Consider the following 26,052-nt stretch of genomic DNA (forward strand, 5'->3'; position numbering starts at 1 on the left):
TTCACGGCGCCCTCACAAGGTGGTGCGGGCGTCAGGCCCGCTGCGACGCCAGCTCGATCAGCGTGATGTCCGACGGTGCGCCCACCCGGGTGGGCGGGCCCCAGGCGCCGGCGCCGCGCGAGACGTAGAGCTGGGTGTCGCCGTACCGGTCCAGGCCGGCGAGGGTGGGGTTGGCGCCGGAGGCGATGAGGTTGCCGGGCCAGAGCTGGCCGCCGTGGGTGTGGCCGGAGAGCTGGAGGTCGACGCCGTGCTCGACGGCGTCGTGAATCTGCACGGGCTGGTGGGCGAGCAGCACGCAGGCGCGGGCCGTGTCCCGGTCGCCGAGCGCCTTCGCGAAGTCGGGGCCCTGGCCCTCGTCCTCGCCGGCGATGTCGTTGACTCCGGCCAGGTCGAAGTACGGCATCTCCCTGCGGGCGTTCTCCAGGGGGTTCAGGCCGAGCCGCCGGACCTCCTCGACCCACTGCTGGGCGCCGGAGAAGTACTCGTGGTTGCCGGTGACGAAGTAGGACCCGTGACGGGCTCTCAACTGCGCGAGTGGTGCGACCGCGCGGCCGAGGTCCTTCACGCTGCCGTCGACCAGGTCCCCGACGACCGCGATCAGGTCGGGCTGGGTCGCGTTGATCGTGTCGACGACCTTCTGTGCGAAGCCGCGCCCCAGGACCGGCCCGAGGTGCACGTCACTGACCACGGCGATCCGATACCCGTGTGCGGCGCGCGGCAGCTTGGCCAGGGGGACGGTGACGCGCTTCACCTTCGGACCGCTCAGCACGCCGTACGTCCCGTACCCGACGGTCCCGACGGCAGCGGCGGCGGCGGCCCCGGCCACGACCCGGGAGACGAAGAGGCGGCGGGAGGGGGCGGGCGCGGGCGCGACGCCGTCCGTCTGCGGACCGGCCGCCGCCGCGGAGGCAGACGCGCCGCCGGACGCGCCGGCACCGCCGTCCGCCTGCGGCCCGGCGGTCCCGGCAGCGGCCACCCCGTCGCCCCGGTCGGCCCGCGAGGTGGCCGCCACCGCGGACACGGGTGCGCCGGCGGGCGTTGCGGTGACGCTGCCTCCCTGCGGGGTGGCTGCCGTCGTGGAGCCGGACGCGCCCGCGCCGCCGCCCGCCTGTGGGCCGGCGGTCGCCCTGGCAGCAGTCGCCGCTCCGCCCCGGTCCGCCCGCGCCGTGGCTGCCCTCGCGCCGACGGGCGCGCCCGCGCCGCCGTCCCCCCGCGAGTCGGCTGCCGTGCCGGGTGCACCGGACTGCGCGCCCGCCGCCCGCCGGGCCAGGAACCACCGCAGCAGTGGTCGTACGGCCTCCCCCGCCAGCACCGCCAGGAACAGGTAGATCGACAGGGCCAGCCACAGGAAGCCCGGCCAGGCGAGGACCTGCTGGAGCCGGAAGGGGGCGCCCGAGCGTTCGGCGACCAGGGCCGCGATCGCGAGGATCCACCCGCCGGCGATCAGGACCGCGCCCGCGCGGCGAGTGGGGCCCGGTCCGCGGGTCGTGTCGCGGAACAGGCGGCGCCACACGTACCAGTTGGCCGTCACCACGACGGCCAGGACCAGCAGTGCGACGAGGACGAAGACGATGGCCACGGTGTCGTGTCTCCCGATTGAACTATGGCGTCCGGCGCAGTGCGCGCAGACCACGCAACCCGATGGCCCCGATGACCGTCCCCAATACGAAGGAAACGACGGCGAGCAGCAGGTGCACCCAGAAGTAGGCCGTGGGACGACCGTCGTCGAAGGCGAGCCCGCTGCCGTCCTTGACCAGGTTCTTGACGAAAGTGATCCAGATGACCCAGCTCCATACCCCGAAGGCGAGCAGGAACCAGGAGACGGGGCGGCTGAGCTTCATGCACCCAGTATCGCCACCGCGTGTCCGGTTCCGTCCCCGGGGTGGGGCCGCAGGCGGGACTTCCCTCCGTACGGCATGTACGTTTCCGACCGTGCCCGCACCGAAGAAGACCGCCAGGCGATCCCTGCTGGTCACCTCCGCCGTCCTGTCGTCCCTCGCGCTGACCGCACCAGCCGCCGTCGCCGCCCCGAGGCCCTCGGGCAGTCCGTCGGCGAGCCCGTCGGCCACTCCCCCGGCGTCGATGTCGACCGTGGGTGGCGCCCGGCTCGGGCAGCCGGGCACGCAGGTGAACCTGGCGAGCGGCGTGCCGGTGCTGCCGAAGGACCTGAGCGCCCGCTCCTGGATCGTCGCCGACGCCGAGACCGGGGACGTGCTGGCCGCGCACAACGCGCACTGGCGCCTCGCCCCGGCCAGCACCCTGAAGATGCTGTTCGCGGACACGCTGCTGCCGAAGTTCCCGAGGACCACCAAGCACAAGGTCGTGCCGTCCGACCTGGCCGGGATCGGCTCGGGCTCCAGCATGGTCGGGATAAAGGAGGACGAGACGTACACCGTCCACGACCTGTGGCTGGGCGTCTTCCTTCAGTCGGGCAACGACGCCGTGCACGTGCTGTCCGCGATGAACAAGGGCGTCGAGAACACCGTCAAGGAGATGAACGAGCACGCCGAGGAGCTCCAGGCCCTCGACACGCACGTCGTCAGCCCGGACGGCTACGACGCCGAGGGGCAGGTCTCCTCCGCGTACGACCTGACGCTGATCGCCCGGTCGGGGCTGCAGAAGAAGGACTTCCGGGAGTACTGCTCGACGGTCACCGCGAAGTTCCCCGGCGAGACGAAGAAGGACAAGAAGGGCAAGCCGGTCCGCGAGCCCTTCGAGATCCGGAACACCAACCGGCTGCTGGCCGGCGACTTGGACGTGCCCGTCTACCAGGGCATCGCGGGCGTCAAGAACGGCAACACCACCAACGCCGGCGCCACCTTCACCGGTGTCGCCGAGCGGAACGGCAGGGTGCTGCTGGTCACGGTGATGAACCCGGAGAAGGCCGAGCACAACGAGGTCTACAAGGAGACGGCCCGGCTGTTCGACTGGGGCTTCAAGGCGGCCGGGAAGGTGCAGCCGGTGGGCGAGCTGGTGCCGCCGAAGAGCGCCGCGCAGGCCGGCGCCCAGCCCGGCGCGAACCCCTCCGGTGAGGCCGGCGGTTCCGGGGACGGCGTCAGCGGCACGACCCGGTCAGGCGCCGAGCCGGTGGCCGGCGCCCCGGCCGCGGACGGCTCCAGCGGCATCGGGACCGCGTTCGGCATCACCGGCGGTGTGCTGGTGCTGCTCGCGGGCGGCGCGTTCCTGGTCAACCGCCGCTGGCCGCTGCCGGATCTGGTGCGCCGCCGGACTCGCCCATGAGGCCCGGGGCTTCGGCCTCCTTGCTCTGCGTCGCCGTCCAGGAGGCGCAGAACAGGACCAGCTTCGAGGTGAAGTTGATCCACAGCAGCAGTGCGACGGGCACGCCGAACGCGCCGTACATGCTCTTCGCCGCCACGCCCTGCAGGTAGCCGCTGAGCAGCAGCTTGAGCAGCTCGAAGCCGACCGCGCCGGTCAGCGCCGCCACGAACAGGCGGTGACGGGTGGGCTCCACGCCGGGCAGCAGCGTCAGGACGTAGAGCAGCAGCAGGAAGTCGGCGAGGACGGCGAGCAGGAACGCGGCGATGTGCAGCAGGACTCCGCTCCAGCCGCCCTCGTCGATGCCCAGGTGCCGGGTGATCCAGCCGATCATCGCGGAGGCCACGGCGGAGGCGGCGATGGTGGCCAGGAGCGCGCCGCCGAGGCCGATCAGGACGCCCGCGTCCTTGGCGTAGCGCAGGACCGGGTTCTCCTCCCCCTCGGGCAGCTCCCACACCGCCCGCAGGCACTCGCGCATCGAGCCGGCCCAGCTGATGCCGGTGAAGAGCAGCAGGGCACCCGCGATGAGGCCGATCGTGCCGGCGTTGTCCACGAGGCCGGCGATGTCCAGCTGGTCGGAGATGCCGGGCACCTGCTCGGCGATCTTGTCCTGCAGCCTGTCCTGCTGCCCGGTGCTGAGCGTGGCGGCGGCGATGGTGGCGGACACCGTCAGCAGCGGGAACAGCGCGACGAAACTCGTGAAGGTCATCGCGGCGGCCAGTCGCGTCCACCTCACGCGGTCCAGCCGCTCGTACGACCGCCACGCGTGAGTGATCATCAGCCGCTCCGCCCGCGGCCCGACCACCGGGAGCTTTTTCAGCCAGTCCATGATCCGACTCTGCCCTCCGCCCGGAACACCCATGTACGGGTACCCCAGAACCGCAGGACTGTGGCCAGCGTCATGCCGACGACCGCGCCGGAGACGGTGTCCGCGCGCTGCGAGGTGAGCCCGAGGCCGTAGTGACTGACGGCGAGGCAGAGCAGCTGTACGGCGGCCCCGGCGAGGTTCACCGCGCAGAAGACGGCGTACGGACGCAGACCCCCGGTCCGCCTGTCCCGGTAGGTGCCGAGGGCGTTGCCCGCGTAGGCGACCGTGCAGGCGGCCACGAAGGACAGGGCCTTGGCGGTGAGCGGGCCGAGTCCGGCGGGGCCGCGCAGGTACGTGAAGAGGGCGAGGTCGACGGCGTAGGCGAGGAGTCCGACCGTGGCGAAGCCCAGGAGTTCCCGGCGGAGCGGGGCCCTGGGGCCGGACCAGGCGCGCTCGGTCACCAATTCGCCACCGCTAGGCCGTACATCGCCACCCACACCACGCCGATGAGGGCGAGGGCCCGGTCGCGCAGGACGACGTCCTCGGGCTCGCCGGCCGTGCCGCGGTCGGCGAAGACGGCGTACCTCAGAACGGCGAGGATGAAGGCGACCATGGACAGCTGCCGCCAGGGCAGCACGCTGGTGTGCGGCACGCCGCCCTCCTCCATCGCCCACAGGCAGTAACCGAGGACGGCGACACCGGCCGCGAGCTGCCATACGAAACGGAGGTAGCCGGTGGTGTACTCGGTGAGCAACGCGCGTGTGGCACCGGCCTGTCCGGCCATCTGCACGGCTTCGGAGTAGCGCTTGGCCGACACCATGAACAGCGCGCCGAACCCGGTCGTGATCAGGAACCAGCGCGACAGCGGGATGCCGAAGGCGAGTCCGCCGACCATGGCCCGCATCAGGAACCCGGTCGTGACGACGGCGAGGTCGACGACGAGGACGTGCTTGAGGCTGATGCAGTAGGCCACTTGCATGCCGAGGTACGCGGTCAGCAGGGCGGCGACGGCCGGCCCGCACAGCCAGGCCGCGGCGACGGGCGCGAGCAGGCCGAGGCAGCTTCCGACGGCGTAGGCGACGCGCACGGGGACCTGCCCGGCGGCGACCGGCCGGTGCCGCTTGGTGGGATGGGCGCGGTCGGCGGCGGCGTCCCGGGCGTCGTTGACGAGGTAGACGGCGGCGGCGCAGGCAGTGAAGAGGGCGAAGATCAGGACGAGTTGGACCAGGGCGTGCCGGGAGAAGAGCTCACCGGCGGCCGCCGGGGCGGCGATGACGAGGACGTTCTTGACCCACTGCCGGGGGCGGGCGGTCCTGACGAGACCGGCCAGGAGACCGCCCTTGCGGGGCGGTGCGGGCCGCTCCTGGGGGGTGCGCTGCCGCAGGATCGCCGTCTCAGTCATGGTGGGCGCCGCCCTTCATCCAGCGGGCGCCGAGCCGGGCCGTGAGGGCGCCGAGGGCCGCGCCGGCCGCGACGTCGGAGGGGTAGTGGACGCCGGCCACCAGGCGGGAGACGCACACGGCGGCGGCGAGCGGCGGGACCGCACGGGCCCCGAGGGCGCCGAAGGCGACGGCGGCGGCCGCCGCGGAGGTGGCGTGCGAGCTGGGGAAGGAGTGCCGGCCTGCGGTGCGCACCAGGGGCTCGACGTGCGCGGGGCGCGGGCGGCGCACGACCCGTTTCACCCCCATGCTGATGAGGTGCGCCCCGGCGGTGAGGGCCGTGCCGCGCAGCCAGGCGCCGCGTCTGCTGTGGTCCACGGCGGCTCCGGCGAGCCCCGCCGCGAGCCACAGCGCCGCGTGCTCCCCCGCCGAGGACAGGGCACGCGCGGCGCCCGCCACGCGCGGGTCGGTGCCGCACGCCCTGAGCGTCGAAACGATCCGGTGGTCCATGTCGTGCAGGTCGTCGAGGTCGTCCATGTGGACTCACTGTTCACGCCAACCTGGCCTGAACTACGGCAATATTGAGCGACATCCCATTAATCACCCATTTCGGGGAGGGGTGCCATGTTCTCGAACTGATCGCCCACACCAGGGCGATACGGTCACGGGCATGTCTGCCGACACCGATTTCGTCCCGGACGTCACGGGCCTGGACCACACCACCGTCACCGGCTGGGGCCGCACCGCTCCCACCGCCGCCCTGCTGATCCGCCCGCGGACGTACGAGGAGGCCGCGGCAGCCGTCCGGGAGTGCGGGGCACGCGGCGGGATCCCCCGGGGGCTGGGACGGGCGTACGGGGACGCGGCGCAGAACGCGGGCGGGGCCGTGCTCGACATGACGGGCCTGGACCGCGTCCACGCCATCGACGCCGACGGCGGCACCGTGCTGTGCGACGCGGGGGTCTCCCTGCACCGGCTGATGCAGGTGCTGCTGCCGCTCGGCTGGTTCGTGCCGGTCACCCCCGGCACCCGCTACGTCACCGTCGGCGGGGCGATCGGCGCCGACATCCACGGCAAGAACCACCACGTCTCGGGCTCCTTCGCGCGGCACGTGCTCGCCCTCGAACTGCTCACCGCCGACGGCGAGATCCGCACGGTGATCCCCGGCACGCCGCTCTTCGACGCGACGGCGGGCGGCATGGGACTGACCGGGGTGATCCTCACCGCGACGATCCGGCTCCAGCCGGTCGAGACCTCGCTGATGTCCGTCGACACCGAACGCGCCACGGACCTCGACGACCTGATGGCCCGGCTGGCCGCCACCGACCACCGCTACCGCTACTCGGTCGCCTGGATCGACCTGCTGGCCCGGGGAGCCTCGACCGGCCGCGCCGTCCTCACCCGCGGCGACCACGCGCCCCTGGACGCGCTCCCCGCCCGCATGCGCCGGGACCCGCTGTCCTTCCGCACCTCGCGCCTCCCGGCCGCCCCCTCCGTCCTCCCCGAGGGCCTGCTCAGCCGGACGACCGTGGGCCTCTTCAACGAGCTCTGGTACCGCAAGGCCCCCCGCGCGCGCACCGGCCGGCTCCAGCGGATCTCCGCCTTCTTCCACCCCCTGGACGGCGTGCCCCACTGGAACCGCGTCTACGGCCGCGGGGGCTTCGTGCAGTACCAGTTCGTCGTCGGCTACGGCCAGGAGGGCGCCCTGCGGCGCATCGTGCGCCGCATCTCCGAACGCCGCTGCCCGTCCTTCCTGGCCGTCCTCAAGCGCTTCGGGGAGTCCGACCCGGGCTGGCTGTCCTTCCCCGTGCCGGGCTGGACGCTGGCGCTGGACATCCCGGCGGGCCTGCCCGGCCTCGGCGCGTTCCTCGACGAACTCGACGAGGAGGTCGCCGCCGCGGGCGGCCGCGTCTATCTCGCCAAGGACGCCCGGCTGAGCCCGGAACTGCTCCCCGCCATGTACCCGCGCCTCGACGACTTCCGCGCCCTGCGCGCCGAGCTGGACCCGCACGGGGTGTTCGTGTCCGACCTGGCCCGCCGCCTCCATCTCTAGGCAACCACTAGGAGCTGTCATGAAGGACGCCTTCGGCCTCCCCCAGTCCCTGCTCGTCCTCGGCGGTACGTCCGAGATCGCGCTGGCCACCGCCCGCCGGCTGATCGCCCGCCGCACCCGCACGGTCTGGCTGGCGGGCCGCCCCTCGCCCGCCCTGGAGGAGGCCGCCGGCCGGCTGCGCGGGCTCGGGGCCGAGGTGCACACCGTCGCGTTCGACGCGCTCGACCCGGCCTCGCACGAGGCCGTGCTCGGGAAGATCTTCGCCGAGGGCGACATCGACATGGTGCTGCTCGCCTTCGGGCTCCTGGGCGACCAGGCGCGTGACGAGCGGGACCCGCAGGCCGCGGTGCGGGTCGCGCAGACCAACTACACCGGCGCGGTCTCGGCGGGCCTGGTGTGCGCCCGCTCACTCCAGTCCCAGGGGCACGGCTCGCTGGTCGTGATGTCGTCCGTCGCGGGTGAGCGCGCGCGCCGGGCCAACTTCATCTACGGCTCCAGCAAGGCCGGCCTCGACGCCTTCACACAGGGCCTCGGTGACGCGCTGCACGGCACGGGCGTGCACGTCATGGTCGTACGCCCCGGGTTCGTGCGGACGCGGATGACCGCGGGCCTGCCCGAGGCGCCGCTGGCGACCACGCCCGAGGCGGTCGCGTCGGCCGTGGAGCTGGGGCTGCGGCGCCGCTCGGAGACGGTGTGGGTGCCGGGCGCACTGCGCGTGGTGATGGCGGCGCTGCGGCACCTGCCGCGCGGGGTGTTCCGGCGGCTGCCGATCTGACGGGCGCGCCGGTCAGCGCATGGGGATCGAGCCGTGCTCCACACGGCCGGCCTGCGGGGGGACCACCGCGCCGCCGAAGGGGAACTCGCACAGCTTGCGCCAGACGCCGTCGGCGCCCTGCTCGTAGAGGGCGAAGCCGGTGCAGGGCCACTCGGCCTCGTAACCGGCGAGTTCCTCGAAGGCGCGGTCCATCGCCGCCTCGTCGATGCCGTGTGCCACGGTGACATGCGGGTGGTAAGGGAACTGCAGTTCGCGTGCGACCGGGCCGGCGGGGTCCCGGACCTGCTCCTGGAGCCGGGTGCAGGCCTCCGCACCCGCGACGACCCGGACGAAGACGACCGGGGACAGGGGCCGGAAGGTGCCGGTGCCCGACAGCCGCATCGGGAACGGCCGGCCGGCCGCGGCGACCTCGGTCAGATGCGCCTCGACGGCCGGCAGGGCCGCCTCGTCGACCTCGGTCGGCGGGAGCAGGGTGACGTGCGTGGGGATGCCGTGAGCCGCGGCGTCGCCGAAGCCCGCGCGCAGCTGCTGAAGCCGGCTGCCGTGAGGCTCCGGGACCGCGATCGAGACACCGATCGTTACGGTCCCCACGTCGTCTCCTGTCGTTTCAGTTGGTGAGACCCGTCCTGCCGGGAGCGCGTCCCGCCGGATCGAGCGGGAGTGGCCGCTGATACGACCACCCGGTTATCGACTGTACGGCCACGGCCGGGTTACGGGCAGGCGCAACGGAAGTGATGTACAGCGCTGTTCGGTGGTGCGGCTGTGCGCGGGAGCGGTTTCAGTGCTTGGCGGGCAGGAAGCCGACCTTGTCGTAGGCCTGCGCGAGGGTCTCCGCGGCGACCGCGCGGGCCTTCTCGGCACCCTTGGCCAGGATCGAGTCGAGCGTCTCCGGGTCGTCCAGGTACTGCTGGGTGCGCTCCCGGAACGGCGTCACGAAGTCGACCATGACCTCGGCGAGGTCCGTCTTGAGCGCGCCGTAGCCCTTGCCCTCGTACTTCTCCTCCAGCTCGGCGATGCCGGCCCCGGTGAGGGTGGAGTAGATGGTGAGGAGGTTGCTGATCCCCGGCTTCTCCGCCACGTCGTAGCGGATCACCGTGTCCGTGTCGGTGACGGCGCTCTTGACCTTCTTGGCCGTGGCCTTCGGCTCCTCGAGCAGGTTGATGAGGCCCTTCGGCGTGGACGCCGACTTGCTCATCTTGATCGACGGGTCCTGCAGGTCGTAGATCTTCGCCGTCTCCTTGAGGATGTACGGCCTGGGGACGGTGAAGGTCGGGCCGAAGCGGCCGTTGAAACGCTCGGCGAGGTCGCGGGTGAGCTCGATGTGCTGGCGCTGGTCCTCGCCGACCGGGACCTCGTTCGCCTGGTAGAGCAGGATGTCCGCCACCTGCAGGACCGGGTACGTGAACAGGCCGACCGACGCGCGCTCGGCGCCCTGCTTGGCGGACTTGTCCTTGAACTGGGTCATGCGGCTCGCCTCGCCGAAGCCGGTGAGGCAGTTCATGACCCAGGCGAGCTGGGCGTGCTCGGGGACGTGGCTCTGGACGAAGAGCGTGCAGCGGTCCGGGTCCAGGCCCGCGGCCAGCAGCTGGGCGACGGCCAGGCGGGTGTTGGCGCGCAGGTCCTTCGGGTCCTGCGGGATGGTGATCGCGTGCAGGTCGACGACCATGTAGAACGCGTCGTGGGTCTCCTGGAGGGCCACCCACTGGCGGACGGCGCCGAGGTAGTTGCCGAGGTGGAACGAGCCGGCGGTGGGCTGGATACCGGAGAGCACGCGAGGTCGGTCAGAGGCCATGCTCACCATTCTCTCAGGTCCCGGGGACCGATCAGGAACAGGTCGGGAACAGGTGGGGCCCCGTTTCTCCCCCGCGGGGTAACAAGGGTGTGAGGACGCGGCAGGGCATCCGGCCCGGGCCGCGGAAGGGGGTCCTGTGAGCGAGCGAGGCGGGGCGGGAAGAGGGCGGGGCCGGAGCGGGGCTGTGCGGCGCGCGCTGCTCGTGACGGCGGCGGCCGTCCTGGCCGTGATGTCGGCCGTGGGTGCGACGGGGACGGCCGCCGCGGCCCTCCCGGCGCGCGGGCCGGACGTCCCGGACGTGGCGATGGTCGTGGCGGGCGGCACGGGACGGACGACGGCGGTGCGCTCGGGCGAGCCGGTCTTCGCCCGCCTGTGGCAGCTGCTGCAGCCGCTGCACACGGAGACCGAGCGGGTGCCGGAGGACTGGGTGGAGGGACGGTTCCCGCCGGTACGGTTCACGGTGGTCTGGGCACTGTCGGGGGTCGGTGGCCGGCCCGCGACGAACCGGCCGCCGGGCGGAGACGTGGCCGTCGAACGCCAGGACCAGCTGTTGGTCGCCGAGGACGGCACGCCCTGGGTGCGCTCGGACCTCGCGCCCGCCGTGGAGGACGACGACATCCGCTGGCATCGGGCGCCGCGCTCACACTTCGAGCGGCTGGACCAGGCGCGGCTGCTCGGCGACACGGCGGGCGGGCCCGTCGAGAGCACTGCCGCGGGGGACCTGCCGGGCGGCCCGGTGCGGGGGGACCTCCGGTGGGCGGTGGCGGGGCTCGCGGCCGGCGTCGGCGGCACGCTGCTGATACGCCGCGCGGCGGCCCGGCGTGCTGCCGGACCGCCGCGGGAGGAGCCGCGCCAGGTGCTGATCGACCTCGACGAGTGAGACCGCGGCGCCCGGTACCGCCGCCACGGGCGTCAGCCCAGGTCGATCTCCGGGTACAGCGGGAAACCGGCCACGAGGTCGGTGGCGCGGCGGGAGATCTCGTCGGCGACCTTCGGGTCCAGGACGTGCGCCGCCTTGGAGGGGGCGCCCGACTTGGTGGTGCCCGGCTCGGTGGTGGTGAGGACGCGGTCGATGAGGCCGGCGACCTCGTCCATCTCCGCCGTGCCGAGGCCGCGGGTGGTCAGGGCCGGGGTGCCGATGCGGATGCCGGAGGTGTACCAGGCGCCGTTCGGGTCGGCGGGGATCGCGTTGCGGTTGGTGACGATGCCCGACTCCAGCAGGGCGGCCTCGGCCTGGCGGCCCGTGAGGCCGTAGGAGGAGGCGACGTCGATCAGGTTCAGGTGGTTGTCCGTGCCGCCCGTGACCAGCGTCGCGCCGCGGCGCATCAGGCCCTCGGCGAGGGCGCGGGAGTTGTCGACGATGCGCTGGGCGTAGTCGCGGAAGGACTCCTGGCGGGCCTCCGCGAGAGCGACGGCCTTGGCGGCCATGACGTGCGGGAGCGGGCCGCCGAGGACCATCGGGCAGCCGCGGTCGACCTGGTCCTTCAGGGAGTCGTCGCACAGGACCATGCCGCCGCGGGGGCCGCGCAGCGACTTGTGGGTGGTCGTCGTCACGATCTGGGCGTGCGGGACCGGGTCGAAGTCGCCGGTCAGGACCTTGCCCGCGACCAGGCCGGCGAAGTGCGCCATGTCGACCATGAGCGTCGCGCCGACCTCGTCGGCGATCTCGCGCATGATCCGGAAGTTCACCAGGCGGGGGTAGGCCGAGTAGCCCGCGACGATGATCAGCGGCTTGAACTCGCGGGCCTGGGCGCGCAGCGCCTCGTAGTCGATGAGGCCGGTCGACGGGTCGGTGCCGTAGGAGCGCTGGTCGAACATCTTGCCCGAGATGTTCGGGCGGAAGCCGTGGGTGAGGTGGCCGCCGGCGTCCAGGGACATGCCGAGCATGCGCTGGTTGCCGAAGGCCTGGCGCAGCTCGGCCCAGTCGGCGTCGGTCAGGTCGTTGACCTGCCGGACGCCGGTCTTCTCCAGGAAGGGCACCTCGACGCGGGCGCCGAGGACGGCCCAGAAGGCGACGAGGTTGGCGTCGATGCCGGAGTGCGGCTGGACGTAGGCGTGGCGGGCGCCGAACAGCTCCTTGGCGTGCTCGGCGGCCAGGGACTCGACGGTGTCGACGTTGCGGCAGCCGGCGTAGAAGCGGCGGCCGACGGTGCCCTCGGCGTACTTGTCGCTGAACCAGTTGCCCATCGTCAGGAGCGTGGCCGGGGAGGCGTAGTTCTCGGAGGCGATCAGCTTGAGCATCTCGCGCTGGTCGGCGACCTCCTGGCCGATGGCGTCGGCGACGCGGGGCTCCACGGCGCGGATCACGTCGAGTGCGGCGCGGTAGGCGGTGGAAGCGGTGGAGAGGGGCTCGGCTGGCATGTGGGACCTCCGGACGTTGCGTTCAGCGTTCACGGTACGGCCCAGGCGCACGGCACGATTCCGGCCCCCCGGGGTCAACCGGGTCCGGGGGCCGCTTCCCGATGGTCGGTCCCATCCCAGCACGCCAGTCACGGCCCTCGGCCAGCCTACCCGGTGGGGTGGGGGTGAACGGCGGGGGAGCATCGCCGGGTCGCGTCCGCGGAGCCCCGCGCCCCGCCCTTCGGGCGGAGGACGGGACGTCGCGGACCCGGCCTAGAGGATCACGTGCGGCAGGAAACGGGCGTACTCGTCCGTGATCAAGCCCGCCGACTCGCGGATGCCGAGGCCCGCCGACTCGTTTTCCACCACCCACGCTCCCAGGACCACTCGGTTGCCGTCGAAATCGGGCAGCGGCGCCAGTTGCTGGTAGACGCACGGTTCGTCGCGGAGGTGGCGAGGGGATCCGGGCTCGTGGATGGTGACGCCCGCGCCCTCCCGGCCGAGGAGGGGCTTGGCGACCCAGCCCGTGGTGGTCAGGTCCCGGGGACCGTCCAGGTACGCGGGGAGGAGGTTGGGGTGGTCCGGGTACAGCTCCCAGAGGATCGCCAGGAGGGCCTTGTTGCTGAGGAGCATCTTCCAGGCCGGCTCGATCCAGAGGGTGGAGCCGGTGCCGCCGCCGTTGTCCAGGGTGTCGAGGACGTGGCCGGCGAAGCGGTCGGTGGTGAGCCACTCCCAGGGGTAGAGCTTGAAGACGCTGCGGATGAAGCGCAGGCGCTGGTCGACGAAACGACCGGAGAGGCGGTCCCAGCCGATCTCCTCCATGGAGATCCAGTCGGTGGCCAGGCCCGCCTGCTCGGCGGTCTCCTTGAGGTAGGCGACCGTCATCATGTCCTCGCCGAGTTCGTCGGCGGCGGAGTACGCGAAGTACAGGGGGCTGCCCGGCGGGAGCCGGGCGGCCTGGTTCTTCCAGGCGTCGATCAGGCGTTCGTGGAGGGAGTTCCACTGGTCCGCGCCGGGGAAGCGTTCCTCCATCCAGAACCACTGGGGGGACGCGGCCTCGACCAGTGAGGTGGGGGTGTCGGCGTTGTACTCCAGGAGCGCGGCCGGGCCGGTGCCGTCGTAGCGGAGGTCGAAGCGGCCGTAGACCGAGGGGAGTTCGGCGCGGCGCTGCCAGGCCTCGGCGACCGCACTGGCCACGCGGGGGTCGGTGATGCCCAGATCCGCGAAACGGTCCTCGGCGACGATGTGCCCGGCCGCCGCCAGGCACATGCGGTGGAGTTCCTCCACGACCTCTTCCAGGGCCTCGATCTCCGGGAGGCTGAAGACGTAGTGGGCGCTCTCGTCCCAGTAGGGGCGCAGGGAGCCGTCGGGGTAACGGGTCAGGGGGTAGATCAGGCCCTGCTCCTCGACGGTCTGCTGCCAGCCGGGACGGGGTTCGACGGTGCGGCGTTCCATCTGCGTACGGCCCGGTCAGCCGCCGCCGGAGCCCGAGCAGCCGAAGCCGCCCCGGTCGACGGCCTCGCTGCGGCTGAAGGTGCCGTGCTCGGCGCGACCGCCGCTGACGTCGGCGTCGTAGTACCAGTCGGCGTCCGTGACCTTGGTCTTGCCGGTCGTCTTGCGGCCGTTGCCGTAGGAGGAAGAGGAGCCCGACTTGCAGTTCTTGTCGGCGACGATCTTGTAGCCGTTGTAGTCGTAGCTGTCGCGGTCCACGCAGCGGCGGTCCGGGTCGGAACCGCACGCGGACAGGGCCGCCGCGAGGACACCCATGCCGCCCAGCACCACCGTGCTCGAGCGCAACCGTCGTCGTGTTTCGGCCATGTGCGTCTCCCCGTGTTCTCCCCTTGGGCACTGACAGGCGGTCAGCCTAGAGAACGGTGTGAACCTGCGCGCATGCCCCCCTCCCCCCGGCCGCTCCCCTACTGTCGATTTGTGATTTTTGGAATGGTGTGTGCCCTTGGCGCGGCGGTCTGTTTCGGCACGGCGACGGTGCTGCAGGCGATCGCCGCGCGGGCCGCGGCGGCCACCGGGCCGGGCGGGGACGTGGCGCTGCTGTGGCGGGCGCTGCGGCAGTGGCGGTATCTGGCCGGGCTCGCGCTCGACGGGCTGGGTTTCGTGCTGCAGATCCTCGCGCTGCGGTCGGTACCGATCTATGCCGTGGGGGCGGCGCTGGCGGCGAGCCTCGCGGTGACGGCCGTGGTCGCGGCGCGGCTGCTGAAGGTGCGGCTGAGCCGTACGGAGTGGGCGGCGGTGGGGGTGGTGTGCGCCGGGCTCGCGCTGCTGGGGCTGGCGTCCGGGGCGGAGGGAGACGAGGCCGGGCCGGTCTGGCTGAAGTGGGCGATGCTCGGTGCGGCGGCCGGAGTGCTGTTGCTCGGCGCGGCGGGCGGGCGGCTTCCGGAGCGGGGCCGGGCTCTGGCGCTCGGGCTCGGTGCCGGGCTGGGGTTCGGGGTGGTGGAGGTGGCGGTGCGGCTCATCGACGGGCTGACACCCGCCGCGCTCTTCACGAACCCGGCGTCGTACGCGCTGCTGCTCGGCGGCGGGGCCGCGTTCCTGTTGCTGACCTCCGCCCTGCAGCGCGGGTCGGTGACCACGGCGACCGCGGGGCTGGTGCTCGGGGAGACGGTCGGGCCCGCGCTGATCGGCGTGGTGTGGCTCGGGGACCGCACACGGTCGGGGCTGGGGTGGCTGGCGGTGCTCGGTTTCGCGGTGGCGGTCGCCGGCGCGCTGGCGTTGTCGCGGTTCGGTGAGGCACCGGTGGAAGCGGAGGAGAGCGCGGTCGTGTCGAGGTGACCCACGTGCTGTCCCGTGGGACGGCGTGACCGGTGATCCCGCCACGGTCACCGCGCCTGTCGCGTGACGCCGGGCCGTGCGGCCGGCTTCCACTCCCGGGGTGGGCGATGCCGGGCGCGGGCGGTGCGGCGAACGCGGTCACCCGGGCAGTACCGCGCACAGTGCGTCCAGCGCCCCCGACCAGGCGTGGTCGGGGGGTGTGCCGTATCCGACGACCAGGGCGTCGACCGGCTCCACCGTCGCCGCGGGGTTGCCGTAGCGGGCGAGTCCGTGGAGCGCGAGGCCCCGCCAGTGGGCGGACTGGACGACCGACTGCTCGGTGCCGGACGGCAGCCGCAGCAGGACGTGCAGACCGGCCGCGATGCCGGTGACGCGGACCTCGGGGGCCCGGGCCGCGACGGCGGCGACCAGGGCGTCCCGGCGGCGCCGGTAGCGCAGGCGGGTCGCGCGCACATGGCGGTCGTAGGCACCGGACGTGAGGAACTCGGCCAGGGTCAGCTGGTCCAGCGCCCCGCAGGAGTCGATGTCGCCCTTGGCCGCCGCGACCTCCTCGGCGAGGTCCGGCGGCAGCACCATCCAGGCCAGCCGCAGCCCGGGGGCGAGGGACTTGCTCGCGGTGCCCAGGTAGACCACCCGGTCGGGGTCCAGGCCCTGGAGCGCGCCGACGGGCTGCCGGTCGTAGCGGAACTCGCCGTCGTAGTCGTCCTCCAGCACCAGGCCGCCGGTGCGCCGCGCCCAGTCGACGACGGCCGCCCGGCGGTCGCGGTGCAGGGGAACGCCCATCGGGAACTGGTGGGCGGGGGTGATCAGGACAGCGTCGGCTCCGGCCGGCTCGCCCGGGTCGGTCCCCAGCCGGTCGAAGGGCAGCGGGGTGGTACGCAGGCCCGAGGAGGTCAGGAGCCTCCGGTGCTCGTCGAGGCCGTACGACTCGACCGCGACCGTCGCGGCCCCGCGTGCCCGCAGGACCGTGCCCAGCAGGTTGAGCCCGTGCGCGAACCCGGCGCACACCACGATCCGTTCGGGGTCGGCGCGGACGCCCCGGACCCGGGAGAGGTAGCCGGCGAGCGCTGCCCGCAACTCCGGACGGCCACGGGGGTCGCCGTAGTCCAGCGCGTGGTACGGGGCGGTGTTCAGGGCGCGCCGGGCGGCCTTGAGCCACTGCGCGCGCGGGAAGGACGCGAGGTCGGGGCTGCCGGGGCGCAGGTCGTAGGCGGGACGGGTGCGGACCCGGGGGTGGGATGCCGTGCCGGCCGGCGGGACGACCCTTCGCTCGGCCACCCGGGTCCCGGACCCCTGCCGGGCCGTGAGCCAGCCTTCGGCGACCAGGTCGGCGTAGGCGTCGGCGACCGTGTTGCGGGCGATGCCCAGGTCGGCGGCGAGCGCGCGGGAGGAGGGCAGCCGGCTGCCGGGGGCGAGGCGGCCGGAGCGCACCGCCTGGCGCAGGGCGTCGGTCAGCCCCCGGCGCAGGCCCGGGCCGGTCGGCTCCACGTGCAGATCGATGCCCAGAGTGGCCCAAGGTTCAGACATGGAAATGGACCATATCCCTGGGCTGCTTCCTCCTAGGATCGAGGGCATGACGACGCATCCCGACGACACGACGGCCACGACGACGACCGTGGAGTATGCCGCCGAGCGGCCCGCCCGCCTGGAGTGGGCCAAGCACGCGCCCGAGGTCTACCGGGCGATGGTCCGGCTGGAGACCGCCGCCCGGCAGGGCCTGGACCACCAGCTGTACGAGCTGGTGAAGATCCGCGCCTCGCAGATCAACCACTGCGCCTTCTGCATCGACATGCACACCAAGGACGCCCTCGCGTCGGGCGAGAGCGTCGAGCGGATCGTGCAGCTCAGCGCCTGGGACGAGTCACGGCACTTCTACACCGCGAAGGAGCTCGCGGCCCTGGAGCTGACGGAGGCCGTGACGGTTCTGACGGACGGTTTCGTGCCGGACGAGGTGTACGAGAACGCCGCCAGGCACTTCGAGGAGTCGGAGCTGGCGCAGCTGATCGCCGCGATCACGGTGATCAACGCCTGGAACCGGTTCGGGGTGACCTGCCGCATGGCGCCCGGGCACTACCAGCCGGGCCAGTACAAGTGACGGCACGGACCGGGCTGCTGGACCCGGCGGTCGGGCGGGCCCTGTCCGCGCTCAGCAAGGTCGCCAAGCAGGGCCTGGGCGACCCGGCCCTGGCCGAACTCGTCGTGATCCGCGCCTCGCAGCTCAACCACTGCGCGTTCTGCCTCGACATGCATCTCACGATCGCCCGACAGTACGGGGTGAGCGAGAAGCAGCTCGATCTGCTGGCGGCGTGGGAGGAGGCCGAGGACGTCTTCGACGAGCGGGAGCGGGCGGCGCTGGCCCTGACGGAGGCGGTGACGGTTCTGACGGACGGTTTCGTGCCGGACGAGGTGTACGAGAACGCCGCCAAGCACTTCGACGAGGCCCGGCTCGCCCACCTGATCGGTCTGGTCGTCGCCGTCAACAACTGGAACCGGGTGATGGTCAGCCGCCGGATCCCGCCGGGGGGTCACACGCCATGAGCAAGGTGGAGACGTTCCGCGCCCTGCACCACCACCGGGCGCCCGGTGATCCCCTCGTGCTGCCGGGGCCGTGGGACGCGGCCAGTGCCCGGGTGTTCGCCGAGGCCGGGTTCCCGGCGCTCGCCACGCCCAGTGCCGGGGTCGCCGCATCCCTCGGGTACGAGGACGGGCAGGTCCCGGCCGACGAGATGTTCGCGGCGGTCACCCGGATCGTCCGGGCCGTCGACGTGCCCGTGTCGGCGGACGTGGAGGGCGGGTACGGGCTCGCGCCGAAGGTGCTGGTGGAGCGGCTGCTGGAGGCGGGGGCGGTGGGCTGCAACCTGGAGGACTCCGAGAGTGGAGTGCTCAAGGACCCGCACGCGCATGCCGACTGGCTGGCCGAGGTGCGGGACGCGGCCGGTGAGCGGCTCTTCGTCAACGCCCGCGTGGACACCTTTGCCCGCGGGGTCACCGATCCCGAACGGGCCGTCGAGCGGGCCGCGTTGTACGTCGCCGCGGGGGCCGACTGCGTGTACCCGATCGGGGCGCCGCCGGACGTTCTGCCGCTGCTGCGGGCCGGAATCCAGGGGCCGATCAACGTGGGTGCCCCGGCCGAGGGCGGCCCCACGCCCGCCGAACTCGGCGCGCGAGGGGCCACCCGGATCACCTTCGGGCCGGGACTCCAGCGGCGGGCCGCTCGGGCCCTGCGGGAGATCGCCGCCGGCCTGCGACCGTAGGGGCGCTCAGGACAGCCACTTCTTCCACGTGGACTTGTGGCTGTCCACCCACTTCTTCGCCGCGTCCTCGGGTGTCATCTTCTGGTCGGCGATCATCAGGGAGACCTCGTTCTGGTCCTCGGTCGTCCACTTGAACTTCTTCAGGAAGGCCGCCGCCTTGCCGCCGTTCTTCGCGAAGCCCGAGTTCAGGTACTTCTGGAGCGGGGTGTGCGGATAGGCGCAGGCGACCTTCTCCGGGTCGGCGTCGCAGCCCTCCTTGTACGGCGGCAGCTTCACCTCGGTCATCGGGACCTTCTTGAAGAGCCACTGCGGCGAGTACCAGTACGTGAGGAAGGGCTTCTTCTCCTTGGCGAACTGCCTCATCTGCGTGATCTGCGCCGCCTCGGACCCCGCGAACACCACCTGGTAGTCCAGCTTCAGGTTCTTCACCAGCGCCTTGTCGTTGGTGACGTAGGACGGCGAACCGTCCATCAGCTGGCCCTTGTCGCCGCTCTCCGGAGTGCGGAACAGGTGGGAGTACTTGTTGAGGTTCTTCCAGTTCGTGATGTCCGGGTGCTGCTTGGCGAGGTACGTCGGGACGAACCAGCCGATGTGACCGGTGACGCCGAGTCCGCCGCCGCGGGCGATCGTCTTCTTGTCGTCGACGTACCGCTTCTCCTGCTCGGGGTGGCCCCAGTCCTCCAGGATGGCGTCGACGCGGCCCTGGCTGAGGGCGTCCCAGGCGGGCACCTCGTCGACCTGGACGGTGTCGACCCTGTAGCCCAGCTCGTGCTCCAGGATGTACTGGGCGACGGCCACGTTGGCCTGCGCGCCCACCCAGGACTGCACGGACAGGGTCACGGACTTGGCGCCCTGCGCGTTGGCGAAGGGCGAGGCCTGCTTGGTCATGTCGGCGGCACCGCAGCCGGTGAGCAGCGCCAGGGAGCTCACCGCGGCGATCACGGCCGTCTTGCGGACTCGCATGTCACGCTCCCTTCTTCGCGCGGCGTTCGGTGGGCTGCGTCACCCGGTCGAGCATCAGGCCGAGGCAGACGATCGCCCCGCCGGCCACCAGACCGGTCGCCAGGTCGCCCTGAGCGAGGCCGAAGACGACGTCGTAGCCGAGTGCGCCACCGCCGACCAGGCCGCCGATGACGACGACGGCGAGGACCAGGACGAGGCCCTGGTTGACGGCGAGCAGCAACGCCGGGCGGGCCAGCGGGAGCTGGACCTGCTTCAGCTGCTGCCAGCTGGTCGCACCCAGCGAGCTGGAGGACTCCAGCGCGGCCGGGTCGACCTGGCGCAGACCCTGGGTGGTGATCCGTACGACGGCGGGCAGCGCGTAGACGATCGCGGCCGCGACGGCCGGGGCGCGGCCGACGCCGAACAGGGCGACGACCGGGATCAGATACACGAACTGCGGCATCGTCTGGAACACGTCGAGGACGGGGCGCAGCGCCCGCTCCAGGCGGTCGCTGCGGGCCGCCGCGATCCCGGTGGCGAAGCCGACGATGAGGGTGACGGCGACGGCCGCCAGGACCTGCGACAGCGTGTCGAGCGACGGCTGCCAGACGCCGAGGACGCCGATCGCGGCCATGGCGAGGACGGCGGTCAGCGCGGTGCGCCAGGTGCCGATCACCCAGGCAAGGGCGGCGACGATCAGCAGGACCGACCACCAGGGCAGCCACTGGAGGCCGTCGCGCACCGGGTCGAGGACCCAGGTGGTGAAGTGGCCGGCCCAGTCGGCGGTGCCGCCGATGACGGGGACGCCGGAGTACAGGTGCGCGGTCATCCAGTCGACGGCGCGGTTGACGGGCTCGGCGATGCCGACGATCCAGGCTTCGGGCCAGTCGAGCCGGCCCGCGAGCCGCCCGGCGACCGCCACGGCGACGACGCCGGCGAGCGCGTAGAGCCAGCCGAGGCCACTGCGGGGTTCGGGATCGGCGCCGAGCCGCTCCCCCGCAGCGCCCGTGACCCGGTCCAGGACGACGGCCAGCAGCACGATCGGGATACCGGCGGCGAGCGCGGCACCGACGTCGACCGAGGCCAGCGCCTGGTAGACGCGGTCGCCGAGACCGCCCGCGCCGATCACGGACGCGATGACGGCCATGGACAGCGCCATCATGATCGTCTGGTTGAGGCCGAGGAGGAGTTCCTTGCGGGCCAGCGGGATACGGGCCGTCAGCAGTCGCTGGCGGGCGGTCGAGCCGAGGGACTCGACGGCCTCCAGCACCTCCTTGTCGGCGCCGCGCAGGCCGAGTGAGGTGAGCCGGGCCATGGGCGGGGCGGCGTAGACGACGGTGGCCAGGACGGCCGCCGGGACGCCGATGCCGAAGATCAGCACGACCGGCAGCAGGTAGGCGAAGGCGGGCAGCACCTGCATGGTGTCCAGGATCGGGCGCAGGACGCGGTCCATCCGGTCGGACAGCCCCGCGGCGAGCCCGAGCAGCGCGCCCACCGCGACCGATGCGAGGACCGCGACGACCATCAGGGCGAGCGTCTGCATGGTCGGCACCCACATGCCGAGCAGCCCGCAGGCGAGGAACGCGGTGGCCGTGCCGAGCGCCAGCTTCACACCCGCCACGCGCCAGGCGACCAGGGCGCCCAGGGCCGTGACCCCGGCCCAGCCGAGGGCCAGGAGGGTGAGGTAGACGGCTCGTACGGCGATGACGACGACGTTGCTGACGTAGCCGAAGAAGTACAGGAACAGCGGGTGGCTGTCGCGGTTGTCGATGATCCAGTCGCTGGTCCTGGTGAGCGGCCCGGAGAGGTCGACGGTCAGCGCGGTCGGCCAGCTGCCGCTCGTCCAGCGGGCGCCGGCCAGCGGCACGAGGATCGCGGCGGCCAGGGCGAGCAGCAGCAGCTTGCGCACGGCCCGGTGCTTGAGGAATCCGGGCAGACCGAAGCGCGGCGGGGACGCGGTGATGGTCGCCATCACACCGCCTCCTTGGGCTGCTGCGTCCCCGGCGGAGCGGGCTGCTCCGTGCCGGCGACGACGCCGAGCAGCGTGTCGGAGTCGACCACGCCCACGCACCTGCCCTTGTCGACGACCCGGGCCGGTGAGCCGGCGCGGGCGACCGCCTCGATCGCCTCGGACACCGTCGCGTCGGGCCGGACCGCCGGTCCGCTGCCGTCCTGGCCGGCCGACGGGCGGCGCATGGCCGTGCGGACGGTCATGACCTGCTCGCGCGGGACGTCCCGGACGAACTCGCGGACGTAGTCGTCGGCGGGCGAGCCCACGATCTCCTCGGGTGTGCCGAGTTGCACGACCCGGCCGTCGCGCATCAGGGCGATGCGGTCGCCCAGCTTGAGGGCCTCGTTGAGGTCGTGGGTGATGAAGACCATCGTGCGGCCTTCCTCCTGGTGCAGCCGGACGACCTCGTCCTGCATGTCGCGCCGGATCATCGGGTCCAGGGCGCTGAAGGGTTCGTCGAACAGCAGGACTTCGGGGTCGGCGGCGAGCGCGCGGGCAAGCCCGACGCGCTGCTGCTGGCCGCCGGAGAGCTGGCCGGGGCGGCGGTGCTCCATGCCCTCCAGGCCGACCTTGGCGACGACCTCGGCGGCCCGCTCGCGCCGCTCGGCCTTGCCCATGCCCTGGATCTCCAGGCCGTAGGCGACGTTGTCGAGGACCGAGCGGTGCGGCAGCAGGCCGAAGTGCTGGAAGACCATGGCGGCGCGGTGGCGGCGCAGTTCGCGCAGCCGGGAGCGGTCCATGGCGCGGACGTCCTCGCCGTCGATGGCGATGGTGCCGGCCGTCGGCTCGATCAGCCGGGTCAGACAGCGCACCAGCGTGGACTTGCCGGAGCCGGACAGGCCCATGACGACGAAGACCTCGCCCTTGCGCACGTCGAAGGTGACGTCGCGGACGGCGGCCGTGCAGCCGGTGCGGGAGCGCAGCTCGGCGGGGTCGAGGGCGGTGAGCTCGGGGTCGGCGGGAACGCGGTCGGCCTTGGGGCCGAACACCTTCCACAGGCCCTCCACCGAGAAGACGGGCGTGGTGTCCATGATCTGCTCCGTGGGGGGTTCGAGGGTCGCGGTCATCGGGAACCACCACCGATCAGCTCGGCGGCCTTCTCCCCGACCATGAGCACGCCGATCATCGGGTTCACGGTGGTCATGGTGGGGAACACGGAGGCGTCGGCGATGCGGATGCCTTCCAGGCCGCGGATGCGCAGCTCGGGGTCGACGACGGCCAGCTGGTCGTCAACGTCGCCCATCTTGCAGGTGCCGGCCGGGTGGTAGACGGTGTGCGCGACCTTTCGGGCGTACTCGCTGAGCTCCTCGTCGTTCGTCACGTCCGGACCCGGGCACACCTCGCGCTTGAGCCACCCGGCCAGCGGCTCGGTCTTGGCGATCTCGCGGGCGATCTTGATGCCGTCGACGAGGGTGCGGCCGTCGTAGTCGTCCTCGTCGGTGAAGTAGCGGAAGTCGAGGGCCGGCTTGGCCTCGGGGTCGGCGCTGGTGAGGTACAGCCGGCCGCGGCTCTTCGGCTTGGGGATGTTCGGGGTCATCGAGACGCCGAAATCGGGCCGCTGGTAGCCCAGTCGCTCCGGGTTGTCCGTGAACGGGACCTGGTAGAAGTGGAACATCAGGTCGGGGTGCGCCAGTTCGGGGTCGCGGCGCACGAACAGGCCCGCGTCGGAGTCCATCGCCGAGTTCTCCGGGATGGGGCCGTTGGTCTCCCAGACGATGACCGACTCGGGGTGGTCGAGCAGGTTCTCACCGACGCCCGGCAGGTCGTGCGTGACGGGGATGCCGAGCTTCTCCAGGTCGGCCTTGGGGCCGATGCCGGAGTGCATCAGCAACCGGGGCGAGTCGACCGCCCCGGCGCACAGCAGGACCTCGTTGCGTGCCTTGACGAGGATCTCCTCGCCGTCCTTGGTGCGCACGTGGACGCCCTCGGCCCGGTTGCCGTCGAGTTCCAGCTTGTACGCCCAGGTCTCCAGCAGGATCGTCAGGTTGGGACGCTCGTCCATCACCGGGTGCAGGTACGCCACCGACGCCGAGGAACGCTTGTTGTTCTCGGGGTGGTAGGCGAGGTCGAAGAAGCCGACGCCCTCGGTGAACGGCTTCTTGTTGAAGCCGTCGACACGCGGGACGCCGAGCGCCTCCTGCGCCGCGTCGACGAAGTCGCGGGCGATGGCGTTCCGGTCCTTCTCGTCGACCGGGACGATGTTGTTGAGCAGGCGCGCGAAGTACGCCTCCATCTGCACCGCGCCCCAGCCCTTGGCGCCCGCGGCCTCCCACTCGTCCCAGTCGGCCGGCAGCGGCTTGAAGGCGATCAGGGTGTTGTGCGAGGAGCAGCCGCCCAGGACGCGGGCCCGGCTGTGCCGGATGTGCGAGTTTCCGCGTGGCTGTTCGGTGGTGGGGTAGTCGTAGTCGAGCTCGCCGCCGAGCAGGCCCATCCAGCGGCGCAGGGTCAGCACGTCGTCGCGGCCGACGTCGCTGGGGCCGCCCTCGATGACGGCGACGGTGACGTCGGGGTTCTCGGTGAGACGGGAGGCGATGACGGAACCTGCGGTTCCGCCGCCTATGACGACATAGTCGAATTCACGGGTGTTGTGGGACATGGGAGTGGTACTCCAGGGGGACCGGGATCTGTGGGGGAGTCTGGGGACGGGGGTCGCCGTTGGCGGCCGACGGTCGTGGGGCGACGGTCGTGGGGCCGACGGTCATGGGGCCGACCGCCGGGCGGGGCGACGGCCGCGGGGGTCTGGTCAGCCCGCGAACCAGCGCACCGGCTTGGGTGCGAGGTTCTGGTACACGTGCTTGGTCTCTCGGTATTCGGCGAGTCCGGCCGGGCCGAGTTCGCGGCCCACTCCGCTCTTGCCGAAGCCGCCCCACTCCGCCTGCGGCAGGTAGGGGTGGAAGTCGTTGATCCAGATCGTGCCGTGGCGCAGCCGGCCGGCGACACGGCGGGCGCGGCCCTGGTCGGCGGTCCAGACGCCGCCCGCGAGCCCGTACTCGGTGTCGTTGGCGAGGGCCACGGCCTCGTCCTCGGTACGGAAGGTCTCGACGGTGACGACCGGCCCGAAGACCTCCTCCCGTACGACGCGCATCTCGCGGTGGCAGTGGTCGAGGACGGTCGGCTCGTAGAAGTAACCGTTCTCCGGGCGCTGCGGGGACGGTTCGGGGCGCTTGCCGCCGGAGCGCAGCACCGCGCCCTCCGCGAGGGCGGACTCGACGTACATCTCGACCTTGGCGCGTTGCTGTTCGGAGACCAGCGGGCCGCACTCGACGCCGTCCTCGGTGCCGCGGCCGAGGCGGATCTTCTCGGCGCGCCGGGCGAGTTCGGCGACGAAGCGGTCCCGGACGGACTCCTCGATGATGAGGCGGGCGCCGGCCGAGCAGACCTGGCCGCTGTGGATGAAGGCGGCGTTGAGGGCCTGGTCGACGGCGGTGTCGAAGCCCTCCTCGGTGGCGCAGGCGTCGGCGAAGACGACGTTGGGGTTCTTGCCGCCGAGTTCGAGGGCGACCTTCTTGACGGTGGGCGCGGCGGCCTGGGCGACCTTGGTGCCGCTGATCAGGCCACCGGTGAAGGAGACCAGGTCGACGTCGGGGTGCTCGGAGAGGCGGGCGCCGACGGTGTGACCGGGGCCGGTGACGATGTTGGCGACCCCCGCGGGAAGTCCGGCCTCGACGAGCAGGTCGATCAGCGCGATCGTCGTCATCGGGGTGATCTCGCTCGGCTTGACGACGAAGGTGTTGCCGGCGGCCAGGGCCGGGGCGATCTTCCAGCTGGCCTGGAGCAGCGGGTAGTTCCAGGGCGTGATCATCGCGCAGACGCCGATGGGCTCGTGCACGACGACGCTGTGGATGTCGGGCGAACCCGCGTCCACGACCCGGCCGGGGGCCTCGCCGGCGACCAGGTCCGCGAAGTAGCGGAAGGCGTCGGCGACGCAGTCGATGTCGACGCGGCCCTCCTCGACGGTCTTGCCCGCGTCCCGGGCCTCCAGCAGCCCGAGCTTCTCGCGGTCCCGCACGAGGAGATCGGCGACGCGGCGCAGCAGTGCGGCACGCTCGGTGACGGGCGTGTGCGGCCACTCGCCCTCGTCGAACGCCCGCCGGGCCGCGGCGATCGCGAGATCGGTGTCCTTCTCGTCACCCTCCGCGACAACGGCGAAGGGCAGGGCGTCCGCGGGGTCGATGATCTCGCGCGTGGCCCCGGAGGCGGCGGCCCGCCACTCTCCTCCCGCATGGATGGTTTCACGCGCCTGAAGTTCGGTACTTTCCGCCATGATCGCTCTTCGCCTTCCGTTCCTGATCAGCGCCCCTGTGTCACACACGTGTCACTAAGAGACCGAGTTCGCCTGCCCGACTCCCCCGGATGCATGCGCGTCCGTGGCCGAAAGTGCGCTGTGTCACTGGAGATGCGGTCAAATCACCGCAAACCGCCCGCTCATACGCGCACAACACGCCAGGTCACCCCGGGTCGGAAGCCTTCCGGCGGGTGCCGCGCCGGGGACGAGGGCCCGGGACCGGCGACGCGCCCAGGGCCTGTCGCGGAAAATCTCCCGTACCGCTCGTCACAACCAGGCATGCGCACGTCATGACGGGTGCCGGGTCATGGCGCGGATGCCACGCCGGCGCGACCTCGACCGGCGGCAGC

Annotated in this window: 25 protein-coding genes and 1 riboswitch; of the genes, 8 read left to right on the plus strand and 17 right to left on the minus strand. The window is 72.4% G+C overall.

Annotated elements, in window-relative coordinates; translation table 11 throughout:
* Positions 1-31: 31 nt before the first annotated feature.
* Positions 32-1,579: a metallophosphoesterase gene (locus ACWD1U_RS21325; RefSeq protein WP_451109561.1), complete on the minus strand. Its 1,548-nt coding sequence runs from the start codon at positions 1,577-1,579 to the stop codon at positions 32-34.
* Between the two features lie 22 nt (positions 1,580-1,601).
* Positions 1,602-1,841: an SCO4848 family membrane protein gene (locus ACWD1U_RS21330; RefSeq protein ID WP_451109562.1), complete on the minus strand. Its 240-nt coding sequence runs from the start codon at positions 1,839-1,841 to the stop codon at positions 1,602-1,604.
* A gap of 91 nt (positions 1,842-1,932) precedes the next feature.
* Here ACWD1U_RS21330 and ACWD1U_RS21335 point away from each other — a divergent pair, with 91 nt between their 5' ends.
* Complete coding sequence (locus tag ACWD1U_RS21335; RefSeq protein WP_451109564.1) at positions 1,933-3,240, plus strand: D-alanyl-D-alanine carboxypeptidase family protein; 1,308 nt, start codon at positions 1,933-1,935, stop codon at positions 3,238-3,240.
* Here ACWD1U_RS21335 and ACWD1U_RS21340 read toward each other — a convergent pair.
* The 4 genes from ACWD1U_RS21340 to ACWD1U_RS21355 are packed head-to-tail and all read right to left on the minus strand — an operon-like array spanning position 3,188 to position 6,000.
* Positions 3,188-4,105 carry a YihY/virulence factor BrkB family protein gene (locus tag ACWD1U_RS21340; protein WP_451109566.1) on the minus strand — a complete coding sequence of 306 codons (918 nt, stop codon included), beginning with the start codon at positions 4,103-4,105 and terminating at the stop codon, positions 3,188-3,190. The two genes, ACWD1U_RS21335 and ACWD1U_RS21340, sit on opposite strands and share 53 nt — an antisense overlap.
* Positions 4,093-4,545 (minus strand): GtrA family protein, encoded by a 453-nt coding sequence (locus ACWD1U_RS21345; protein WP_451109568.1) that lies wholly within the window; start codon positions 4,543-4,545, stop codon positions 4,093-4,095. The genes ACWD1U_RS21340 and ACWD1U_RS21345 overlap by 13 nt, the downstream gene beginning before the upstream one ends.
* Positions 4,542-5,486: a decaprenyl-phosphate phosphoribosyltransferase gene (locus ACWD1U_RS21350; RefSeq protein ID WP_451109569.1), complete on the minus strand. Its 945-nt coding sequence runs from the start codon at positions 5,484-5,486 to the stop codon at positions 4,542-4,544. The genes ACWD1U_RS21345 and ACWD1U_RS21350 overlap by 4 nt, the downstream gene beginning before the upstream one ends.
* Positions 5,479-6,000, minus strand: a complete 522-nt coding sequence (locus tag ACWD1U_RS21355; protein WP_451109571.1) for a phosphatase PAP2 family protein — start codon at positions 5,998-6,000, stop codon at positions 5,479-5,481. The genes ACWD1U_RS21350 and ACWD1U_RS21355 overlap by 8 nt, the downstream gene beginning before the upstream one ends.
* Positions 6,001-6,133: 133 nt before the next feature.
* On the opposite strand from ACWD1U_RS21355, the gene ACWD1U_RS21360 reads away from it, so the two are divergent.
* Complete coding sequence (locus tag ACWD1U_RS21360) at positions 6,134-7,516, plus strand: FAD-binding protein (protein ID WP_451109573.1); 1,383 nt, start codon at positions 6,134-6,136, stop codon at positions 7,514-7,516.
* A gap of 19 nt (positions 7,517-7,535) precedes the next feature.
* A complete protein-coding gene (locus ACWD1U_RS21365) occupies positions 7,536-8,291 on the plus strand; it encodes a decaprenylphospho-beta-D-erythro-pentofuranosid-2-ulose 2-reductase (RefSeq protein WP_451109575.1) in 756 nt (251 codons plus the stop codon).
* A 12-nt stretch (positions 8,292-8,303) separates the two neighbouring features.
* On the opposite strand, the gene ACWD1U_RS21370 is transcribed toward ACWD1U_RS21365, so the two are convergent.
* Together ACWD1U_RS21370 and trpS are read right to left on the minus strand one after the other, a co-directional pair.
* A complete protein-coding gene (locus ACWD1U_RS21370) occupies positions 8,304-8,882 on the minus strand; it encodes a 2'-5' RNA ligase family protein (protein ID WP_451109577.1) in 579 nt (192 codons plus the stop codon).
* A 187-nt stretch (positions 8,883-9,069) separates the two neighbouring features.
* Positions 9,070-10,083 carry a tryptophan--tRNA ligase gene (trpS, locus tag ACWD1U_RS21375; protein ID WP_451109578.1) on the minus strand — a complete coding sequence of 338 codons (1,014 nt, stop codon included), beginning with the start codon at positions 10,081-10,083 and terminating at the stop codon, positions 9,070-9,072.
* A 229-nt stretch (positions 10,084-10,312) separates the two neighbouring features.
* Here trpS and ACWD1U_RS21380 point away from each other — a divergent pair, with 229 nt between their 5' ends.
* Positions 10,313-10,963 (plus strand): hypothetical protein, encoded by a 651-nt coding sequence (locus tag ACWD1U_RS21380; protein WP_451109836.1) that lies wholly within the window; start codon positions 10,313-10,315, stop codon positions 10,961-10,963.
* Positions 10,964-10,995: 32 nt separating this feature from the next.
* Here ACWD1U_RS21380 and ACWD1U_RS21385 read toward each other — a convergent pair whose 3' ends face one another.
* The 3 genes from ACWD1U_RS21385 to ACWD1U_RS21395 all read right to left on the minus strand — a co-directional run bounded on the left by ACWD1U_RS21385 (position 10,996) and on the right by ACWD1U_RS21395 (position 14,241).
* The gene (locus ACWD1U_RS21385; RefSeq protein WP_451109580.1) at positions 10,996-12,477 is read right to left on the minus strand and encodes a glycine hydroxymethyltransferase; all 1,482 of its coding nucleotides are present in this window, start codon (positions 12,475-12,477) and stop codon (positions 10,996-10,998) included.
* Positions 12,477-12,586: riboswitch (ZMP/ZTP riboswitch) on the minus strand. Its footprint overlaps the gene before it by 1 nt.
* A 110-nt stretch (positions 12,587-12,696) precedes the next feature.
* Positions 12,697-13,878 carry a glutathionylspermidine synthase family protein gene (locus tag ACWD1U_RS21390; protein ID WP_451109581.1) on the minus strand — a complete coding sequence of 394 codons (1,182 nt, stop codon included), beginning with the start codon at positions 13,876-13,878 and terminating at the stop codon, positions 12,697-12,699.
* A gap of 15 nt (positions 13,879-13,893) precedes the next feature.
* Positions 13,894-14,241 carry a hypothetical protein gene (locus tag ACWD1U_RS21395; protein ID WP_451109583.1) on the minus strand — a complete coding sequence of 116 codons (348 nt, stop codon included), beginning with the start codon at positions 14,239-14,241 and terminating at the stop codon, positions 13,894-13,896.
* Between the two features lie 123 nt (positions 14,242-14,364).
* Between ACWD1U_RS21395 and ACWD1U_RS21400 the strand changes: the two genes are divergently transcribed.
* Complete coding sequence (locus ACWD1U_RS21400; protein WP_451109585.1) at positions 14,365-15,210, plus strand: hypothetical protein; 846 nt, start codon at positions 14,365-14,367, stop codon at positions 15,208-15,210.
* 138 nt (positions 15,211-15,348) lie between these two features.
* On the opposite strand, the gene pdxR is transcribed toward ACWD1U_RS21400, so the two are convergent.
* On the minus strand, positions 15,349-16,737 hold the full coding sequence (gene pdxR, locus ACWD1U_RS21405) for a MocR-like pyridoxine biosynthesis transcription factor PdxR (protein ID WP_451109587.1): 1,389 nt from the start codon (positions 16,735-16,737) through the stop codon (positions 15,349-15,351).
* Positions 16,738-16,783: 46 nt separating this feature from the next.
* Between pdxR and ACWD1U_RS21410 the strand changes: the two genes are divergently transcribed.
* From ACWD1U_RS21410 to ACWD1U_RS21420, 3 genes are read left to right on the plus strand one after another with little or no spacing between them, the layout of a single operon-like run.
* A complete protein-coding gene (locus tag ACWD1U_RS21410) occupies positions 16,784-17,305 on the plus strand; it encodes a carboxymuconolactone decarboxylase family protein (RefSeq protein ID WP_451109589.1) in 522 nt (173 codons plus the stop codon).
* Positions 17,302-17,748 carry a carboxymuconolactone decarboxylase family protein gene (locus ACWD1U_RS21415; RefSeq protein WP_451109591.1) on the plus strand — a complete coding sequence of 149 codons (447 nt, stop codon included), beginning with the start codon at positions 17,302-17,304 and terminating at the stop codon, positions 17,746-17,748. The genes ACWD1U_RS21410 and ACWD1U_RS21415 overlap by 4 nt, the downstream gene beginning before the upstream one ends.
* Positions 17,745-18,464, plus strand: coding sequence for an isocitrate lyase/PEP mutase family protein (locus tag ACWD1U_RS21420; protein ID WP_451109592.1), 720 nt, complete (start codon positions 17,745-17,747; stop codon positions 18,462-18,464). The genes ACWD1U_RS21415 and ACWD1U_RS21420 overlap by 4 nt, the downstream gene beginning before the upstream one ends.
* Positions 18,465-18,470: 6 nt before the next feature.
* Here the strand turns inward: ACWD1U_RS21420 and ACWD1U_RS21425 are convergent, their stop codons facing one another.
* The 5 genes from ACWD1U_RS21425 to ACWD1U_RS21445 form a co-directional block, all read right to left on the minus strand.
* Positions 18,471-19,427, minus strand: a complete 957-nt coding sequence (locus ACWD1U_RS21425) for an ABC transporter substrate-binding protein (RefSeq protein WP_451109594.1) — start codon at positions 19,425-19,427, stop codon at positions 18,471-18,473.
* 1 nt (position 19,428) lies between these two features.
* Positions 19,429-21,378: an ABC transporter permease gene (locus ACWD1U_RS21430; protein WP_451109596.1), complete on the minus strand. Its 1,950-nt coding sequence runs from the start codon at positions 21,376-21,378 to the stop codon at positions 19,429-19,431.
* A complete protein-coding gene (locus ACWD1U_RS21435) occupies positions 21,378-22,484 on the minus strand; it encodes a quaternary amine ABC transporter ATP-binding protein (RefSeq protein ID WP_451109598.1) in 1,107 nt (368 codons plus the stop codon). Before ACWD1U_RS21435 ends, ACWD1U_RS21430 begins: the two co-directional genes overlap by 1 nt.
* Complete coding sequence (locus ACWD1U_RS21440) at positions 22,481-24,013, minus strand: GMC family oxidoreductase (protein ID WP_451109600.1); 1,533 nt, start codon at positions 24,011-24,013, stop codon at positions 22,481-22,483. Before ACWD1U_RS21440 ends, ACWD1U_RS21435 begins: the two co-directional genes overlap by 4 nt.
* 147 nt (positions 24,014-24,160) lie before the next feature.
* Entirely contained in the window at positions 24,161-25,681 is a 1,521-nt protein-coding gene (locus ACWD1U_RS21445) for an aldehyde dehydrogenase family protein (protein WP_451109601.1), read from the minus strand.
* Positions 25,682-26,052: the final 371 nt, after the last annotated feature.

The organism is Streptomyces sp. NPDC002788, from assembly GCF_053592115.1.